This window comes from Lacrimispora sp. BS-2, assembly GCF_040207125.1.
In the GTDB taxonomy this organism is placed as follows: domain Bacteria; phylum Bacillota; class Clostridia; order Lachnospirales; family Lachnospiraceae; genus Lacrimispora.
On sequence record NZ_CP157940.1, the window covers coordinates 2,991,056 to 3,008,089 of the forward strand.

Here is a 17,034-nt window from a genome sequence, read left to right on the forward strand (position 1 = left end):
GCTTCAATCAACAGACTTTCAATTATTTGGAGTACAACTCGACGATAAGCATTTCATTCACCGGAACATCAATCTCATCTCTTGTTGGTAACTCTTTTACAGTACCACGTAAATTCTCATGGTCAACATCAAGCCATGCCGGAACCATACGTCCTGCGGTTGATTCCTGAACACTTTTGAATCTTGAATTGGCTTTGCATTTCTCTTTAACTTCGATCACATCTCCAGCCTTAATTAAATAGGAAGGAATGTTTACGCATTTGCCGTTTACAAGAATGCTCTTATGGTCAACCATCTGTCTGGTCTCTCTTCTTGTTCTTCCGAATCCCATACGGAATACTACATTGTCAAGTCTTCTCTCCAGAAGGATCATCAGGTTTTCACCTACCAGACCATTCATTCTGGAAGCCTTTGCATAGTAGTTACGGAAAGGTTTCTCAAGAACTCCGTAGATGAATTTAGCTTTCTGCTTTTCTCTAAGCTGAATGCCGTATTCACTCATCTTTCTGTTAGCTCTTTTTAATTCTCTGTTTGATTTTTTATCTATTCCTAAATAGATTGGATCAAGACCAAGGGATCTACATCTTTTAAGAACAGGAACTCTATCAACTGCCACTGTAATTACCTCCTAATTAGACTCTTCTACGTTTTGGTGGACGACAACCGTTATGTGGAACCGGGGTTACATCCTTAATGCTGGTTACCTCTAATCCGCATGCCTGAAGTGCACGAATAGCTGCTTCACGGCCTGAACCAGGACCTTTAACCATAACGTCTACTGATTTTAAACCATGCACAAGAGCTGCCTTAGTAGCAGTTTCTGCCGCCATCTGAGCTGCATATGGAGTAGATTTCCTTGAACCTCTAAAGCCAAGACCACCAGCACTTGCCCAGGATAATGCGTTACCCTGTGTATCTGTTAATGTCACGATCGTGTTATTAAAAGATGACTGGATATGTGCTTGTCCGCGTTCAACGTTTTTCTTTACGCGCTTTTTTGTCACTTTTTTAGTAGTGGACATTTTTTTAGCCATTTTAAACTAACCTACTTTCTTTTTACTTGCATCTGAATCCTGTTATTCCTGTTTTTAAAACATGTAACGTGATTCGCTGTTATTGGGTGTGGATATTCTTATCCCTGCTTATTTCTTCTTGTTTGCTACAGTCTTTCTAGGACCCTTGCGAGTTCTTGCGTTGGTCTTTGTCTTCTGACCACGAACTGGCAGGCTCTTTCTATGACGGATTCCGCGGTAGCATCCGATTTCCTGAAGTCTCTTGATATTCATAGCGATCTCTCTACGTAAATCACCTTCAACGATCTGAGATTCAGTAATTACTGTTGAAATTCTCTTTACTTCGTCGTCTGTTAAGTCCTTAACACGAGTATCAGGACTAACGCCAGCCTCTGTCAGAATGCGGTTTGAACTTGTTCTGCCGATACCGTAGATATAGGTCAAGCCGATCTCAACACGTTTTTCTCTTGGTAAATCAACACCTGAAATACGAGCCATTTGTGTATTACACCTCCATTAATTTTTTTAACCTTGTCTCTGCTTATGCTTAGGATTTTCACAGATTACTCTGATACTGCCTTTTCTCTTGATGATTTTGCACTTTTCGCAAATTGGTTTGACTGATGATCTAACCTTCACAGCAATTCTCCTTTCCGTTATGCGCCCTTTCCCACTCAGCATTTACCGTCTGTCTTTCAGACGTTTCCGCACAAAAGCGCTCCCACACCCGTCCGGCTCTTTTACGAGCCTGGTGGCGATGGAGCTCTTTTTAGAAAGAGCCTTCTGAGTATACCCGCAGTGTGTTTTATCGTAAAACCAGTGCTGCCCGTAAGGGCATAATACACCCAGTATTTCAACAAAGTCGCTATAGCATTATAACACTGTTTATTTTAAAATGCAAGCACTTTTTCCTATATAATTATTAACCCTTTACCCTGGCGTGTCGCGCCTGAGAAACAGGCAGTGTTTTATGAAACAACGCCTTATTTGTCTCTCCAGATAATTCTTCCCTTGCTTAAATCATAAGGGGACATCTCAATGGTCACTTTATCTCCCGGTAAAATACGAATGTAGTTCATGCGAAGTTTTCCGCTGATGTGAGCAAGTACCTGATGGCCATTCTCCAGTTCTACCTGGAACATGGCGTTGGGAAGCTTCTCCACAACGGTTCCTTCAATTTCAATAACATCTGCTTTTGACATAAAGCTTACCTCCTAACAACCTGTTCTTCTCTTTTGAAACATCTGATGAAATGTTTGATTTCTTCATCGGTGACTGATTTATTTTCCCGGATCTTCACTCCGGGAGAATGCTTCTCCCATAAAAGGGCTTTCACATGCTTTTTCTTTTTCTTCTTCGGGCAATTGAAACGTCTGCTTTTTCCGTCCACCAAATATATATATTCGCCTTCTTCCCGCAATATGAAGAAATAACCGCCTTTATCGTGTCCCGCCGTAGATTTCACCAATGCCCCGGTACTTAATTCCATGGGCATTTCCTCAGCGGACATGGGAAACCAGACTAAGAATCTCCGGTTCACCCTCCGTAATCAATACGGTATTTTCATAATGAGCAGAAAGGCTTCCATCCTCTGTTACCACGGTCCAGTCATCATCAAGCCATACGACCTCCGGTGTTCCCCCATTGATCATGGGTTCGATGGCCAGGGTCATTCCCGGCTTTAATTTGATTCCCCGTCTTTTCCGTGCAAAGTTCGGCACCTCCGGCTCCTCATGGAGATGAGTGCCGATTCCATGGCCTACCAGATCCCGGACAACTCCAAATCCAAATTTTTCTGCATGGATCTGGATTGCAGCAGATATATCATTGAGATGATTGCCAGATTTTGCAAATTTAATCCCTTCAAAGAAACATTGTCTTGTCACTTCTATGAGCTGCCCTGCGTGGGGAGTGATCTCCCCGATTCCGTAAGTCCTTGCCGCATCGGAATGATATCCTTTGTAAATAACCCCGGCATCCAGGCTTACGATATCGCCCTCCATTAAAACCCGTTTTTTACTTGGAATCCCATGAACCACTTCATCGTTTACAGAAACGCAGATGGAGGCAGGATAACCGTTATAATTCAGGAAAGAGGGTGTACAGCCGTAGCTCCTTATGATTTCTTCTCCCAGATGATCAATATCCCAGGTTGTCATCCCCGGCTTCAAGGCTTTTGAAAGTTCTTCGTGAGTTTTACAAAGAATCCTTCCCGCCTCTCTCATAAGTTCTATCTCTCTTGCAGATTTAATCGTAACTGACATAAACTATGCTCCTAATAGGACAGCGATGTCCGAGAACACCTTGTTTAATTCCTGTGTTCCATCAATATTCACCAACACACCGGCTTCCTTATAATATTCGATCAGAGGCTTTGTCTGATCATGGTAGACCGACAAACGCTTTTTAACGGTTTCCGGTTTATCATCATCCCGCAGAACAAGTCCTGCTTTGCACACGTCGCATACATCGGGAACCCTGCTTGGATTATACACAATATGGTATGTAGCTCCGCAGGCAATGCAAGCACGACGGCCTGCCATTCTGTCTATAATTATCTCATCCGGTACATCCACATTAATCGCAAAGTCAACCTTCTGTCCCATCTCTGAAAGCGCCTTTTTAAGGCTTTCCGCCTGGGGAATGGTTCTTGGAAAACCATCCAGCACGTATCCGTTTTCACAGTCATCATCCTGAATACGGTCCATCAGCATGCCAATGGTCAGTTCATCCGGCACAAGAGCGCCCTGATCCATGTATTCCTTTGCCTTCCTGCCTAACTCTGTTCCTTCTTTAATATTGGAGCGGAAAATATCTCCAGTAGAAATATGGGGAATCTGATACTTTTCAGCAATCTTTTTTGCCTGGGTACCTTTGCCGGCACCAGGAGCACCTAACATGATAATTCTCATAAACAGTCCCTCCCTTACATGAAATACGTAACTTTCTTAAGGTTAATGATAAGAAACATGCTATGCGGGCTTCTTATCATTACCGCGGCAGTGGCCTCATGGACATGCAAGCATGCTCATTGGGCTCGTTGCACGCGTAAATAACACAAATTCCAAGAGAAACACGCCGTGCGTGTTTCTCTTGGTTTGTCCTCTAATCGTTTAAAAATCCTTTATAATAGCGCACAAGCATCTGAGATTCAATCGCCTTCAACGTCTCTAAGACTACACTGACGATGATGATTAAAGATGTACCTCCAAAGGATAAATGGCTTACATTGAATAAGCCGGAAACCATGATCGGAATGATACAGATGATCGTCAAGCCGCATGCGCCTATAAATACGATATAGTTCAAAATAGAATTGAGATAATCACTGGTTGGTTTTCCTGGACGGATGCCCGGGATAAAACCGCCGGATTTTTTCATGTTATTCGCAACTTCAAGCGGATTAAAGGTGATTGATGTATAAAAATAAGCGAATATAATGATAAGTGCTACGTATACAAGCAGACCAATGGTATATAAGGGTCTTTCCGGTTTGAACCAGCTGGAAGAATTCAGTGCCGTTAAAATGTGGCCTCCAATGCTGTTGTAGTTGATCTTAGTCCCAAAAAACTGGGAAATCACTACTGGGAACGACATAATGGAGGAAGCGAAGATAACCGGGATAACACCGGCTGTATTCACCTTTAACGGAATGTTGGTGGCTTGACCGCCGACCATCTTCCGTCCCTGCATCTTTTTGGAATACTGCACAGGAATTCTTCTCTCACCATTCTGAAGGATAACAACAAATACAACTATGGCTACGATAACAGCTACGATAATAATGGCTGCAACTGCTGCTACGGCAACCGCTTTTCCAGAGATAAATCTGGTATATAAGGTTGACGCATCGGACGGAAAGCTGGAAATAATGTTAAAGGTCAAGACAATGGAAATACCATTTCCCACACCTTTTTCCGTAATACGCTCACCGATCCACATCAGAAGAGCACTACCTGCCGTCATGGTTGCAACAGCAATGATAATACTTAATACGTTAAATTCTTTTAACAGACCCTGGCCGCCGAATCCAATCGCCATAGCGACGGACTCGATTAAAGCCAGACCAACTGTTACGTAACGGGTGTATTCTGCAATCTTTTTTCTCCCATCTTCCCCATCGCGCTGCATTTCCTCAAGCTTTGGAATCGCTATAGTCAAAAGCTGCATAATAATGGAAGATGTGATGTAAGGGGTAATGCTCAGTGCGAATACTGACATGTTGGTAAAAGAACTACCTGTCATAGCGTTGAAGAATCCAAACGCGTCGTTATTCTGCCGAGCAAAAAAATCTTTAAAGAAGCTTGTTTCAACTCCTGGAATCGGCAATTGAGAACCGATCCTAGTAACCACCAGCATCATGAACGTATAGATGAGTTTCTTTCTTACGTCCTTGATCTTGAATGCATTACGGAGTGTTTTTAACATATTAGATCACCTCGCAGGTTCCACCTAAAGCCTCGATTTTGGTTTTTGCGCCTTCGCTGAAAGCATCTACCTTTACTATAAGCTTTTTGGTTAATTCTCCATTTCCAAGGATCTTAACACCGTCACGCGGATTCTTAACAATACCGCTCTCTAATAAAGTTTCAACAGTAATAACTGCACCATTGTCAAAGCACTCTAAAGCACTTACATTGATACCGATAATTATTTTTGTATTTCTATTTGTAAAGCCTCTCTTAGGAATACGTCTGTATAAAGGCATCTGACCGCCTTCAAAACCTGGTCTGGTTGCACCGGAACGTGCTTTCTGTCCCTTATGACCTTTACCTGCTGTCTTGCCGTTACCTGAACCATGTCCGCGGCCTCTTCTGAAGTTGTCGCTGTGTTTGGAACCTAACGCAGGCTGTAAATTTGATAAATCCATCGCTTGCACCTCCTTACTGTATTCTCTTAAATCTCTTCAACTTTTACTAAATGACGCACGCTGGCGATCATACCTCTTACCGCGCCATTGTCCGGCATCTCAACTGTCTTGTGAAGCTTTTTTAAGCCTAATGCTTCAACGGTTGCTTTGTGCTTCGGAACAGCGCCGATCGGGGATTTCACCAATGTGATTTTTAATTTATCTGCCATCTTCTTATCCTCCTTAGCCTAAAATCTCTTCTACAGATTTGCCGCGAAGCTTTGCAACTTCCTCAGGAGTTTTTAATCTAGTCAATCCTTCAATTGTAGCCAGAACTACGTTAGTCTTATTATTGGAACCTAAAGACTTTGAATGGATATTCTTAATTCCTGCAAGCTCTAAAACCGCACGTGCAGGGCCTCCTGCGATAACTCCTGTACCTTCGTTCGCTCTCTTAAGAAGTACGGATGCACTTCCAAATTTGCCGATCAGGTCATGAGGAATACTGTTGTTCTCATCCATGGGGATTGCAACCATGTTCTTAACTGCAGCCTCTTTTCCCTTACGGATTGCTTCTGGAACTTCACCGGCTTTGCCAAGACCTGCACCTACGTGGCCGTTGCCATCACCTACGACTACTAAAGCAGAGAATCTCATGGTACGTCCACCCTTAACGGTTTTAGATACACGCTTGATAGCAACTACTCTGTCGTTTAACTCTAACTGATTTGCATCAAAAATTGTACGTTTCACGCTGTCATTCTCCTCTCTACTTAGAATTCCAGACCAGCTTCTCTGGCTGCGTCTGCTAATGCCTGAATCTTACCATGATATATAAAACCGCCTCTGTCAAAGACAACTTCCTTAATTCCTTTTTCAAGGGCTCTCTTTGCAACTACGGTACCTACATATGCTGCAGCATCAACGTCGTTAGTTTTCTCTAATTCTGCCTTTACTTCTTTTTCTACTGTAGAAGCAGCGACTAAAGTCTTACCAACTGTATCGTCAATAATTTGAGCATACACATGATTATTGCTTCTAAACACAGCTAAACGTGGTCTTTCTGCAGTGCCTGCAAAACGGTTACGTAATCTGTTGTGTTTTTTAACGCGAACTTCGCTTCTTGACTGTTTGCTAACCATCTTTACACTCTCCTTAATTATTTCTTACCAGTCTTACCAACTTTACGTCTGATAACTTCGTCAGCATACTTGATACCCTTGCCCTTATACGGTTCAGGTCTTCTCTTATCTCTGATTTCAGCAGCGTACTGGCCAACTTTTTCTTTATCGATACCTTTAATAATGATGACGTTCTGTCCTTCCATGGTAGATTCGATTCCTTCCGGATCTTCCATCTCTACCGGGTGGGAATAGCCCAGAGAAAGAACAAGCTTCTTGCCCTGCTTCTGTGCTCTGTAACCAACACCATTGATCTCCAGTTTCTTTTCATAACCGTTCGTAACACCAACGATCATGTTGTTTACTAATGTTCTTGTCAGACCGTGTAAGGATTTCATTTTCTTTAAATCATTCGGTCTTGAAACAACGATATGACCATCTTCTTCTTTGATTGTCATCTCAGATGGCAACACTCTTTCAAGAGTTCCCTTAGGACCTTTTACAGTCACTTTGTTATTTTCTGCGATTGCAACAGTTACGCCTGCCGGAATCGCGATAGGCATTCTTCCTATACGTGACATGCCGTCTACCTCCTTAAATTTTCGGAAAAAGCTCTGCGCTTCTTCTGTTTTCAGATGTTTCGTTAATTACCAAACAAACGCCAGTACTTCTCCGCCGATGCCGATGGTGCGCGCTTCCTTATCGGTAATAACGCCCTGGTTTGTGGAGATGATAGCAGTTCCTAAACCGCCAAGTACTCTCGGTAACTCTTCCTTGTTTGCGTATACACGTAAACCTGGCTTAGAGATTCTCTTAATACCTGTGATGATTTTCTCATTTTTATCTTTACCGTATTTTAAGGTGATCCGGATGGTCTGGAATGCACCGTCTTCTACGAGATCGTATTTCTTAATGTATCCCTCTTTTACAAGGATATCAGCAATAGCTAATTTCATCTTAGATGAAGGTACATCTACTGTATCATGTTTTGCAGTATTTGCATTACGGATTCTTGTAAGCATATCTGCGATTGGATCGCTCATTGTCATTTTGAAATTGCCTCCTTCCTTATTTTACCAGCTTGCTTTTTTAACGCCTGGGATCTGGCCCTTGTATGCTAATTCACGGAAGCAGATTCTGCAGATTCCGTATTTTCTCAAATAAGCATGTGGACGACCACAGATTCTGCAACGATTGTATTCTCTTGTGGAGAATTTTGCAGGTCTCTGCTGTTTGATCTTCATTGAAGTCTTAGCCATGGATTATTCCTCCTACTATTTTGCAAATGGCATATTGAATAATGTCAAAAGTTCACGGGCTTCTTCGTCTGTCTTAGCGGTAGTAACGAAAATAATGTCCATACCTCTTACCTTGTCAACTTTATCGTACTCAATCTCAGGGAAAATAAGCTGCTCCTTGATGCCAAGAGCGAAGTTTCCTCTGCCATCAAACGCATTAGGATTTACACCTCTGAAGTCACGTACACGAGGAAGTGCAAGGTTGATCAGGCGATCAGCAAATTCATACATTCTCTGGCCGCGTAAGGTTACTTTACAGCCGATCGGCATACCTTCTCTGATCTTAAAGTTAGCAACTGACTTTTTAGCCTTTGTTAAGACTGCCTTCTGACCGGAGATGATTTCTAAGTCTCTGACTGCAGAGTCTAAAATCTTGGCATTTTCCTTTGCTTCACCAATACCCATATTGATGACAATCTTATTTAACTTCGGTACTTCCATGATGTTCTTATATCCAAATTTCTTGATCATAGCTTCTACGATCTCTGTCTGGTACATCTCTTTTAATCTAGCCAATTTTTATTCCTCCTCTCCGAATTAATCAATTACTTTACCGGTTGCTTTTGCAACGCGGACTTTTTTGCCGTCTTTTACCTCAAAACCAACTCTGGTTGCTTTTCCGTCAACAACAAGCATTACGTTAGAGATATCAAGTGCAGCTTCTTTCTGAACGATACCACCCTGTGGGTTTCCCGGGCCTGGTTTCACATGCTTTGTGATCATGTTAACACCTTCCACTACCACTTTGCTATTCTTCGTATCTACGTGAAGAACTTTGCCCTGTTTGTCTTTATCTTTTCCTGCGATAACCTTTACCAGGTCGTCTCTTTTAATTTTATGCACAGTCCGATACCTCCTTATAATACTTCCGGAGCTAAGGAAACAATTTTCATGAACTGTTTCTCTCTTAACTCTCTGGCAACCGGTCCAAAGATACGAGTTCCTTTTGGAGTCCTGTCATCTTTGATAATTACGGCAGCATTCTCATCGAACTTGATATAGGAACCGTCTTTGCGGCGTGCGCCCTTAACAGAACGTACGACAACGGCCTTTACAACGTCGCCCTTCTTCACAACACCACCAGGTGTTGCATCTTTTACGCTGGCAACGATAACATCACCAATATTAGCATATCTTCTTGTAGATCCGCCCATAACACGGATACAAAGAAGCTCTTTTGCACCAGTATTGTCGGCAACCTTTAATCTGGTCTCCTGCTGAATCATGCCTGTTACTCCTTCCTGGATATATTATTTCGCTCTCTCGATAATCTCAACAAGTCTCCATCTCTTGTCTTTGGACAGCGGTCTTGTTTCCATTACTTTAACTGTATCGCCCATGTTGCAGTCGTTGTTCTCGTCATGAGCTTTTAATTTATACGTTCTTTTTACGATCTTGCCGTATAAAGGATGTTCTACATGGTCTTCAATAGCCACAACGATGGTCTTATCCATCTTGCTGCTTACAACCTTACCAGTACGGGTTTTTCTAAGATTTCTTTCCACGTTCGGTATTCTCCTTTCGAGTTTTGGCCCTGGCGGCCGAATCTATAAGTTTACACACACTCGTGTGTGTCATGCTTTTTAAAAAACTGCAACTTAAGCTAATTTAGCCTTCTCAGTTATAACAGTCTGAATTCTGGCAATGTTCTTGCGAACCTCTTTGATCCTGCTTGTGTTGTCAAGCTGGTTGGTCGCGTTCTGGAATCTTAAGTTGAAAAGTTCTTTCTTTGCAGCTACTAATTCTTCATTCAGTTCTGCAGCTGATTTTCCTTTTAATTCTTCAACATACTTATTAATTTTCACTGTCATTCACCGCCTTCTAAATCTGCTTTAGCAGCAATCTTACACTTGCACGGTAACTTATGCATAGCAAGACGTAAAGCTTCACGTGCTGTTTCTTCAGGTACTCCAGCGATTTCGAATAATACACGGCCTGGTTTTACTACTGCTACCCAGTATTCCAGAGCGCCCTTACCGGAACCCATACGGGTTTCTGCTGGCTTTGCTGTTACAGGTTTATCCGGGAAAATCTTGATCCAGACTTTACCGCCACGCTTGATATAACGGGTCATGGCAACACGGGCTGCCTCGATCTGGTTAGATTTGATCCAGCATGGTTCTGCAGCGACTAAACCGAATTCACCATAGCTGATCACATTGCCTCTTAAAGCTTTACCAGCCATGGATCCACGGAACTGTTTACGACGCTTAACTCTCTTAGGCATTAACATTATTTATCGCTCCCTTCCTTGTTTCCTTTAGTTGGAAGTACTTCGCCATTGTAGATCCATACCTTTACACCAATCTTTCCAAAGGTTGTATCTGCTTCAGCGAAACCATAGTCAATATCAGCTCTGAGTGTCTGTAACGGAATGGTTCCTTCGCTGTAGAACTCGGTACGAGCCATATCAGCGCCGCCAAGACGTCCTGCAACTGCAGTCTTGATGCCCTTTACGCCAGCCTTCATGGAACGGCCCATGGTGGACTTCATAGCCCGGCGGAAGGATACACGGTTCTCTAACTGCTGTGCAATGGATTCAGCTACTAACTGAGCGTCTTTATCAGGTCTTTTGATTTCCTTGATGTCAACAAATAACTTTTTATCTGTAAGCTTCTGAACTTCAGCTTTTAATTTTTCGATCTCAGATCCGCCCTTACCGATTACAACACCTGGTTTTGCGGTGTGAATTGTAAGCTTCACGCGGTCAGATGCTCTCTCAATTTCGATACCGGAAATGCCAGCGCTGTATAATCTCTTCTTAACGTACTTTCTGATAGCATAATCTTCTACCAGGTTATCTGCGAAATCAGCTTCAGCATACCATTTTGAGTTCCAGTCTTTAATAACACCGACTCTTAAGCCGTGTGGATTAACTTTCTGTCCCATTATTTGCCTCCTTATCTTTCATTAAGCACAACGGTGATGTGGCTCATTCTCTTTTCGATCCTGTAAGCGCGGCCCTGTGCTCTCGGTTTTACTCTCTTCATTGTCGGTCCCTTGTTTGCAAAGCATTCCTCTACGTAAAGTTTTGCAGGGTCCATACCGTTGTTATTCTCAGCATTAGCGATTGCTGACTTTAATAACTTCTCTATTAAAGTAGAAGCATATCTGGGATTGTAAGTTACAATACCAAGTGCTGTCATTACATCTTTGCCTCTGATGGCATCTAATACGAAGCATGCTTTCTGAACAGAAACCCTAGCATAGGATAACTTTGCTGATGGTCTGGTGTCCTTCACGGCATTTCTTTCTCTCTTAATCTGGCTTCTATGTCCCTTAGCCATTGGTGAATCCTCCTTTCAACTTAAACGCCCCTGGGAATCCGGAAGAATACCCGGAGGAGTTTGTTTCTATCTACTTACGGCCTGATTTTTTCTCGTCCTTACCATGTCCTCTGTAGGTTCTTGTGGCAACGAATTCACCCAGTTTATGTCCAACCATATCTTCTGTAACATATACCGGAACGTGTTTTCTGCCATCGTGAACTGCAATTGTATGTCCAACCATCTGCGGGAAGATTGTAGAACGGCGAGACCAGGTCTTTATTACCTGCTTCTGTCCTGCTGCGTTCATAACATCTACTTTTTTCAGTAAATGAGCATCTGCAAATGGTCCTTTTTTAAGTGAGCGAGCCATAGATTCTAACCTCCTTCAATTATTTAACGGTCTTTCCATCTCTTCTTCTAACGATCAGTCTGTTAGACTGCTTGTTTTTCTTTCTGGTCTTTAAGCCAAGCGCTGGTTTGCCCCATGGTGTACTTGGACCTGGGCGTCCGATACCAGTCTTGCCTTCACCACCACCGTGAGGATGGTCATTGGGGTTCATTACGGAACCACGTACAGTAGGTCTGAAGCCCATGTGACGTTTTCTACCAGCTTTACCGATATTGATCAGGTTGTGATCGCCGTTGCCTACAACGCCGATGGTAGCTCTGCAGTTGATTGGAACCATTCTCATCTCGCCGGAAGGTAAACGAAGAGTTGCATATTTGCCTTCTTTTGCCATTAACTGAGCAGAATTTCCTGCAGAACGAACTAACTGTCCGCCTTTTCCAGGATAAAGCTCAATGTTATGAACCTGAGCACCAACCGGAATCTTGCTTAATGGTAAGCAGTTGCCGACTTTTGCTTCTGCCGTCTCACCGCTCATAACCTTCATGCCGTCTGTTAAACCAGCAGGAGCAAGGATATAAGCCTTTGTACCATCTTCATAGCAGATCAGTGCGATGTTGGCAGTTCTGTTTGGATCGTATTCGATACCGATAACAGTTGCTGCAATTCCGTCTCTGCTGTTTCTCTTAAAATCGATGATTCTATATTTTCTTTTAACGCCGCCTCCGCGATGTCTTACCGTGATCTTACCCTGGTTATTACGGCCGGCTGTCTTATTGATCGTTTTGCTGATTAAGGACTTCTCAGGAGTTGACTTTGTGATTTCACTGAAATCAGAACCAGTCATGTGTCTTCTGGAAGGGGTATATGGGTTATACTTTTTAATTCCCATGATATTTCTCCTTTCTTCTTTACTGTCCAAGGGTTTTGGACATAAAGGGATGCCCTTGGCGTTTCTGCTTTATTCCCCGCGTTCTCAGGGTTAAAGGTCAGTACTTCAACGCCGCCTGGCGTATCTCAATTATCGTGATATAATGTTCATCACATAGAAAACTGAAAACCGTTTACGCCGGGTTTGAATAAATTCTCACCAAGCGTCCCGATCTTACAGTCCTTCGAAGATTTCGATGTCTTTGCTGTCTGCTGTCAGCTGAACGATGGCCTTCTTTGTCTTAGAGGTCTTTCCAAAGGTCATACCCCTTCTTTTTGTCTTACCATCTAAGTTCATAGTGTTCACTCTGGCAACCTTTGCACCTGGGAACATCTTTTCAACAGCTTCTTTGATCATAGCCTTATTAGCATCTGTGTGCACAATAAATGTGTACTTTTTGGACGCCATAGCGTTCATGCTCTTCTCAGTTACTACAGGCTTCTGGATTACGTCGTAATACTTAATATCTGCCATTATGCGTACACCTCCTCGATTGCTGCAACAGCAGTCTTGGTAGCAACAACTGTGTTGTACTTTAAGATATCGTATACGTTGATGGTGTTAGCAAAAGCGGTCTTAACAGCAGCGATGTTTCTTGCGCTCATTACTGCATTTGCGCTGTCGTCGCCAACAACTACAAGAGCTTTGGATACCTTTAAGTTATTTAATACAGTCTGGAATTTCTTTGTCTTGATCTCATCAAACTTTAACTCGTCAACAACGATGAACTTGTTGTCATTTACTCTGCTGGTCAGAGCAGACTTAAGAGCAAGTCTTCTTTCCTTCTTGTTAAGTCTGATTGTATAATCTCTTGGTGTAGGAGCAAAAACAACTCCACCGCCTGTCCACTGGGGAGATCTTGTTGAACCCTGTCTTGCGTGACCGGTTCCTTTTTGCTTCCACGGTTTTCTTCCGCCGCCAGATACTTCTGCACGTGTCTTTGCTTTCTGTGTTCCCTGGCGCTTATTTGCAAGCTGGCTTACGACTGCCATGTGTACGAGATGCTCATTTACATCTACGCCAAACACTGCATCGTTTAACTCTAATGTGCCAACTTCTTTACCTTCCATATTGTAAACAGATACGTTTGCCATCTGTATGATCCTCCTTTCTTATAAAAGCATTAGTTAGATGCCTTTACTGTTTCCTTGATTGTTACTAAAGACTTCTTAGGTCCTGGTACGGCACCCTTAACCAGAATCAGGTTGTTTTCTGCATCAACCTTAACGATTTCAAGGTTCTGGATTGTAATCCTCTTGTTACCCATCTGGCCAGGCATCTTTTTGCCCTTGAATACCTTGCTGGGATCAGAAGCAGCACCGTTGGAACCTGCATGACGGTGGAACTTGGAACCGTGAGCCATAGGTCCTCTGGACTGTCCGTGTCTCTTAATAGCACCCTGGAAACCTTTACCTTTGGAGATTGCGGTTGCATCGATCTTGTCGCCTGCCGCGAAGATCTCAGCCTTGATTTCATCTTTTACAGAATACTGATCAGCATTCTCAAGCTTAAACTCTCTTACATATCTTTTGTAAGATACACCGGCCTTATCAAAATGGCCTTTTACTGGCTTGCTGACAAGTTTTTCTCTCTTATCAACGTAACCAACCTGTACTGCACTGTAACCATCGTTCTCTACGGTCTTTACCTGTGTTACTACACAAGGACCAGCCTGAAGAACTGTTACCGGAGTTAAGACTCCGTTTTCATTGAAGATCTGTGTCATTCCGACTTTGGTAGCTAAAATACCCTTCTTCATGTTTTTACCTCCTGTTTGTTAATTCTACAGCGGATTGCTTTCGCAATCATCCTAGAACAGCCCAATATACGTGGAACACTATGACTCCGTCTGACGGTATCATGATCGCACTGCAATCATGATCACCATTCGCCGCTGACAGAAAGTGGTAACACTCTCTTCTCGCTTTTGCTCATGGAGATGTTGATTCCTTACAGGAAAAAGTGTTGCTTCTATATTAAAACCCTTCAGGACATGCATGGAATAGTTTCCATAATGGTTCTGATGAAGATTATTTATTCTTCATCTTGATATCGATATACACACCTGCCGGCATTTCCAGTCTGGATAATGCATCAACAGTCTTCTGGCTTGGTGTAATGATATCAATGAGTCTCTTATGCGTTCTCTGCTCGAACTGCTCTCTTGAATCTTTGTACTTGTGAACCGCCCTTAAGATGGTTACCACTTCCTTCTTGGTTGGTAACGGCACCGGTCCACTCACTTTTGATCCTGTCTTTTTTACAGTGTCGATAATTTTACCTGCAGACTGATCAACCAACTGATGATCATACGCTTTTAATGTGATTCTCATTACTTGACTTGCCATAAAAAAAGTCGCCTCCTTTTCGCACTTAGTAGAAGTACGACAAGCGGTGACTGTACACGTTCCCGTGTGTGTCCTATAGGATCACACACTGACTTCCTGTTTAGATAAACAGAATTTTAAATTGTACAGTGACTTGTCGCCAGTTTCCTAACTTGACATTCGCTCCACGGAAAACCTGCTTTTATAAGCAGCAACCTCACGCTTCACAGCTATCCTGCCACAGCCTTTGTATGATAACATATTTTTTTTTACATTGCAAGCATTTTTTTCAAAAAAATTGGCGTAAAACCTGATTTTCCAGGTTTTACGCCATAAATCGCTCTTTTCCTAATTCCATGCCGGTTCTGTGGGGGTTCTGCCTTCTCCGCTTGGGTTTTCATCATCTACCTTTAATAAATTCCCGTTGCTTCCGGTCTTATACTTCACTCCCTCAGAGTTCTTTACCGTGGTATTTTTGGCTACCTTGCCGGAAGTATTCACCACATAAGTAGTGGTGGTGCTTCCTGTCGGAATGGCAATGGCTTCATATTTGGTTCCTTCATCCGCACATTGAAGCTTTCCCATATAATACAGGGAACCATCCTTAACTCCGGTATAACCGCGGCCGCTGTCACTGAAATAATAGGTGGCATCGCTTCCGTCTCCCTCGATCACCTTTACCCTTCCCTTTTGCATGGTGCTGGTTTTCTTATCTCCGAAATAAAATGCCGTATATTCTGAAGAATTTCCAATCATCACCTTCTGCAGTCCATATACAGGGTTGCCCAGGTTGTTAAACAGATAGGTTTTATCATTAATTTTAGTTATATTCTGAGTGGTGGCCTTTCCTTCCTTTGGACCGGTCTTTGGAACACCGGAATTTGAAAAATAAAACCATTCTACGCTCTCTTCATAGCCGGAAATATCCTGAGGCGGTTCCACAGAATACCAGCCCACTCTCAGTTTTCCATTGCTGTCATAATATTTATAATTCTGGATATCATACTCGGCAGTTTCAACTCCAACGTTCTTCCAGCCGGTCTGAAGCGCTCCCTCTGAATCAAAGCAATAGGCTACTCCGTCAATCTTATAGGAAGCATAATCCCCGGACATATCCCTTGGTGTATACTTTTTCCCGCTGTCATTAAAGTAATACCAGTATTTTCCATCGTCGTTATCCCCAGGAGTGACACGGTCACTGTCGTAATTGCTGTCCGGGGAGAAAAGCTTCTGCCAGCCGGTACGCATGGCTCCATCGGTTCCGCAGTAATACAGATTATCAAGGACCCAGCCGGTCTGCATCTCGCCATTGGGATCAAAGTAATACCACTTGTTATTGATCTTGGACCAATTATCCATAATGGCTTTTCCGCTGCTGCCAAAATAATACCACTTGTACTGAGAGCTGCCTGAATCCTGGAATTTCATCCACTTATCCGTGACCAGGATTCCGTTGGAGTCCATATAATAAGTATTTTCCACCCAGGTATTTACGGCCATCTCACCATTGCTGTTTAAATAACGCCAAAGGTTGTCCGCTCCCTTTTTCCAGGTATTTGTAACTCTGTTCCCACTATCATCTTTATAAATCCATGCATTCCCCGAACCAGACTGTTCCCAACCAGCCCAAGCGTCCATGGATGAAGTACCAATTGCCAGCATAGCCGCAGCAGCTAACACAATGAGACCTTTTCTTTTCATATCCTCACTCCTTACAGGGATTTCCTTTTTTGCTATTATTTATTTTAACAATTAATCTTAGATTATTCAACTGTTTTAATCTTTCAATTCTATTACGAAATTATTTCCCTCTGCCTTTTTTACGTCTTTACCTTAAAAAGAGCAGTCAAAAATATTGAAATATTTGATTTACTGAGTTT

31 protein-coding genes are annotated in these 17,034 nt (G+C 42.8%); all 31 read right to left on the bottom strand.

Annotation, left to right across the window (positions count from 1 at the left end):
• Positions 1 to 22: 22 nt before the first annotated feature.
• Positions 23 to 616 carry a 30S ribosomal protein S4 gene (gene rpsD / locus ABFV83_RS14055; RefSeq protein ID WP_025231346.1) on the bottom strand — a complete coding sequence of 198 codons (594 nt, stop codon included), beginning with the start codon at positions 614 to 616 and terminating at the stop codon, positions 23 to 25.
• 16 nt (positions 617 to 632) lie between these two features.
• Positions 633 to 1,034, bottom strand: coding sequence for a 30S ribosomal protein S11 (rpsK, locus tag ABFV83_RS14060; protein WP_024348298.1), 402 nt, complete (start codon positions 1,032 to 1,034; stop codon positions 633 to 635).
• A 108-nt stretch (positions 1,035 to 1,142) separates the two neighbouring features.
• The gene (gene rpsM / locus ABFV83_RS14065) at positions 1,143 to 1,511 is read right to left on the bottom strand and encodes a 30S ribosomal protein S13 (protein ID WP_313155553.1); all 369 of its coding nucleotides are present in this window, start codon (positions 1,509 to 1,511) and stop codon (positions 1,143 to 1,145) included.
• A 27-nt stretch (positions 1,512 to 1,538) separates the two neighbouring features.
• Complete coding sequence (rpmJ, locus tag ABFV83_RS14070) at positions 1,539 to 1,652, bottom strand: 50S ribosomal protein L36 (protein ID WP_003497809.1); 114 nt, start codon at positions 1,650 to 1,652, stop codon at positions 1,539 to 1,541.
• 344 nt (positions 1,653 to 1,996) lie between these two features.
• Positions 1,997 to 2,215: a translation initiation factor IF-1 gene (gene infA, locus ABFV83_RS14075; RefSeq protein ID WP_013274317.1), complete on the bottom strand. Its 219-nt coding sequence runs from the start codon at positions 2,213 to 2,215 to the stop codon at positions 1,997 to 1,999.
• Between the two features lie 5 nt (positions 2,216 to 2,220).
• Positions 2,221 to 2,502 carry a hypothetical protein gene (locus ABFV83_RS14080; RefSeq protein WP_349944665.1) on the bottom strand — a complete coding sequence of 94 codons (282 nt, stop codon included), beginning with the start codon at positions 2,500 to 2,502 and terminating at the stop codon, positions 2,221 to 2,223.
• A 10-nt stretch (positions 2,503 to 2,512) separates the two neighbouring features.
• A complete protein-coding gene (map, locus tag ABFV83_RS14085) occupies positions 2,513 to 3,277 on the bottom strand; it encodes a type I methionyl aminopeptidase (RefSeq protein WP_349944667.1) in 765 nt (254 codons plus the stop codon).
• A 3-nt stretch (positions 3,278 to 3,280) separates the two neighbouring features.
• Complete coding sequence (locus ABFV83_RS14090) at positions 3,281 to 3,925, bottom strand: adenylate kinase (protein ID WP_349944669.1); 645 nt, start codon at positions 3,923 to 3,925, stop codon at positions 3,281 to 3,283.
• A 193-nt stretch (positions 3,926 to 4,118) separates the two neighbouring features.
• Positions 4,119 to 5,441: a preprotein translocase subunit SecY gene (secY, locus tag ABFV83_RS14095; RefSeq protein WP_349944670.1), complete on the bottom strand. Its 1,323-nt coding sequence runs from the start codon at positions 5,439 to 5,441 to the stop codon at positions 4,119 to 4,121.
• A 1-nt stretch (position 5,442) separates the two neighbouring features.
• On the bottom strand, positions 5,443 to 5,883 hold the full coding sequence (rplO, locus tag ABFV83_RS14100; protein ID WP_349944671.1) for a 50S ribosomal protein L15: 441 nt from the start codon (positions 5,881 to 5,883) through the stop codon (positions 5,443 to 5,445).
• 26 nt (positions 5,884 to 5,909) lie between these two features.
• Positions 5,910 to 6,092: a 50S ribosomal protein L30 gene (gene rpmD, locus ABFV83_RS14105; protein ID WP_349944673.1), complete on the bottom strand. Its 183-nt coding sequence runs from the start codon at positions 6,090 to 6,092 to the stop codon at positions 5,910 to 5,912.
• A gap of 13 nt (positions 6,093 to 6,105) precedes the next feature.
• Entirely contained in the window at positions 6,106 to 6,615 is a 510-nt protein-coding gene (gene rpsE / locus ABFV83_RS14110; RefSeq protein WP_349944674.1) for a 30S ribosomal protein S5, read from the bottom strand.
• 20 nt (positions 6,616 to 6,635) lie between these two features.
• Positions 6,636 to 7,004, bottom strand: a complete 369-nt coding sequence (gene rplR / locus ABFV83_RS14115; protein ID WP_349944676.1) for a 50S ribosomal protein L18 — start codon at positions 7,002 to 7,004, stop codon at positions 6,636 to 6,638.
• Positions 7,005 to 7,021: 17 nt separating this feature from the next.
• A complete protein-coding gene (rplF, locus tag ABFV83_RS14120) occupies positions 7,022 to 7,564 on the bottom strand; it encodes a 50S ribosomal protein L6 (RefSeq protein WP_054740803.1) in 543 nt (180 codons plus the stop codon).
• A 66-nt stretch (positions 7,565 to 7,630) separates the two neighbouring features.
• Positions 7,631 to 8,032 carry a 30S ribosomal protein S8 gene (rpsH, locus tag ABFV83_RS14125; protein ID WP_054740801.1) on the bottom strand — a complete coding sequence of 134 codons (402 nt, stop codon included), beginning with the start codon at positions 8,030 to 8,032 and terminating at the stop codon, positions 7,631 to 7,633.
• 24 nt (positions 8,033 to 8,056) lie between these two features.
• Positions 8,057 to 8,242: a type Z 30S ribosomal protein S14 gene (locus ABFV83_RS14130; RefSeq protein WP_002566501.1), complete on the bottom strand. Its 186-nt coding sequence runs from the start codon at positions 8,240 to 8,242 to the stop codon at positions 8,057 to 8,059.
• A 15-nt stretch (positions 8,243 to 8,257) separates the two neighbouring features.
• Positions 8,258 to 8,797 carry a 50S ribosomal protein L5 gene (rplE, locus tag ABFV83_RS14135; protein ID WP_054740798.1) on the bottom strand — a complete coding sequence of 180 codons (540 nt, stop codon included), beginning with the start codon at positions 8,795 to 8,797 and terminating at the stop codon, positions 8,258 to 8,260.
• Between the two features lie 21 nt (positions 8,798 to 8,818).
• Positions 8,819 to 9,124 (bottom strand): 50S ribosomal protein L24, encoded by a 306-nt coding sequence (gene rplX / locus ABFV83_RS14140; RefSeq protein WP_349944678.1) that lies wholly within the window; start codon positions 9,122 to 9,124, stop codon positions 8,819 to 8,821.
• 14 nt (positions 9,125 to 9,138) lie between these two features.
• Positions 9,139 to 9,507 (bottom strand): 50S ribosomal protein L14, encoded by a 369-nt coding sequence (gene rplN / locus ABFV83_RS14145; RefSeq protein WP_038281352.1) that lies wholly within the window; start codon positions 9,505 to 9,507, stop codon positions 9,139 to 9,141.
• Positions 9,508 to 9,531: 24 nt separating this feature from the next.
• Positions 9,532 to 9,786, bottom strand: a complete 255-nt coding sequence (gene rpsQ / locus ABFV83_RS14150; RefSeq protein ID WP_054740796.1) for a 30S ribosomal protein S17 — start codon at positions 9,784 to 9,786, stop codon at positions 9,532 to 9,534.
• Between the two features lie 93 nt (positions 9,787 to 9,879).
• A complete protein-coding gene (gene rpmC / locus ABFV83_RS14155) occupies positions 9,880 to 10,086 on the bottom strand; it encodes a 50S ribosomal protein L29 (protein WP_041709469.1) in 207 nt (68 codons plus the stop codon).
• Positions 10,087 to 10,088: 2 nt separating this feature from the next.
• Positions 10,089 to 10,514, bottom strand: a complete 426-nt coding sequence (rplP, locus tag ABFV83_RS14160; protein WP_054740795.1) for a 50S ribosomal protein L16 — start codon at positions 10,512 to 10,514, stop codon at positions 10,089 to 10,091.
• Complete coding sequence (gene rpsC / locus ABFV83_RS14165) at positions 10,514 to 11,170, bottom strand: 30S ribosomal protein S3 (protein ID WP_349944681.1); 657 nt, start codon at positions 11,168 to 11,170, stop codon at positions 10,514 to 10,516. Before rpsC ends, rplP begins: the two co-directional genes overlap by 1 nt.
• 11 nt (positions 11,171 to 11,181) lie before the next feature.
• Entirely contained in the window at positions 11,182 to 11,568 is a 387-nt protein-coding gene (gene rplV, locus ABFV83_RS14170; RefSeq protein ID WP_054740793.1) for a 50S ribosomal protein L22, read from the bottom strand.
• Between the two features lie 70 nt (positions 11,569 to 11,638).
• Complete coding sequence (gene rpsS / locus ABFV83_RS14175; protein ID WP_013274336.1) at positions 11,639 to 11,920, bottom strand: 30S ribosomal protein S19; 282 nt, start codon at positions 11,918 to 11,920, stop codon at positions 11,639 to 11,641.
• Between the two features lie 19 nt (positions 11,921 to 11,939).
• Entirely contained in the window at positions 11,940 to 12,788 is an 849-nt protein-coding gene (rplB, locus tag ABFV83_RS14180) for a 50S ribosomal protein L2 (protein WP_349944683.1), read from the bottom strand.
• Between the two features lie 213 nt (positions 12,789 to 13,001).
• Positions 13,002 to 13,301: a 50S ribosomal protein L23 gene (gene rplW / locus ABFV83_RS14185; RefSeq protein WP_349944684.1), complete on the bottom strand. Its 300-nt coding sequence runs from the start codon at positions 13,299 to 13,301 to the stop codon at positions 13,002 to 13,004.
• The gene (gene rplD / locus ABFV83_RS14190) at positions 13,301 to 13,921 is read right to left on the bottom strand and encodes a 50S ribosomal protein L4 (protein WP_349944685.1); all 621 of its coding nucleotides are present in this window, start codon (positions 13,919 to 13,921) and stop codon (positions 13,301 to 13,303) included. The genes rplW and rplD overlap by 1 nt, the downstream gene beginning before the upstream one ends.
• A gap of 29 nt (positions 13,922 to 13,950) precedes the next feature.
• The gene (rplC, locus tag ABFV83_RS14195) at positions 13,951 to 14,586 is read right to left on the bottom strand and encodes a 50S ribosomal protein L3 (protein ID WP_349944686.1); all 636 of its coding nucleotides are present in this window, start codon (positions 14,584 to 14,586) and stop codon (positions 13,951 to 13,953) included.
• 271 nt (positions 14,587 to 14,857) lie between these two features.
• Positions 14,858 to 15,175 carry a 30S ribosomal protein S10 gene (gene rpsJ / locus ABFV83_RS14200; protein ID WP_013274341.1) on the bottom strand — a complete coding sequence of 106 codons (318 nt, stop codon included), beginning with the start codon at positions 15,173 to 15,175 and terminating at the stop codon, positions 14,858 to 14,860.
• Between the two features lie 327 nt (positions 15,176 to 15,502).
• Entirely contained in the window at positions 15,503 to 16,855 is a 1,353-nt protein-coding gene (locus tag ABFV83_RS14205) for a cell wall-binding protein (protein WP_349944687.1), read from the bottom strand.
• Between the last annotated feature and the right edge of the window lie 179 nt (positions 16,856 to 17,034).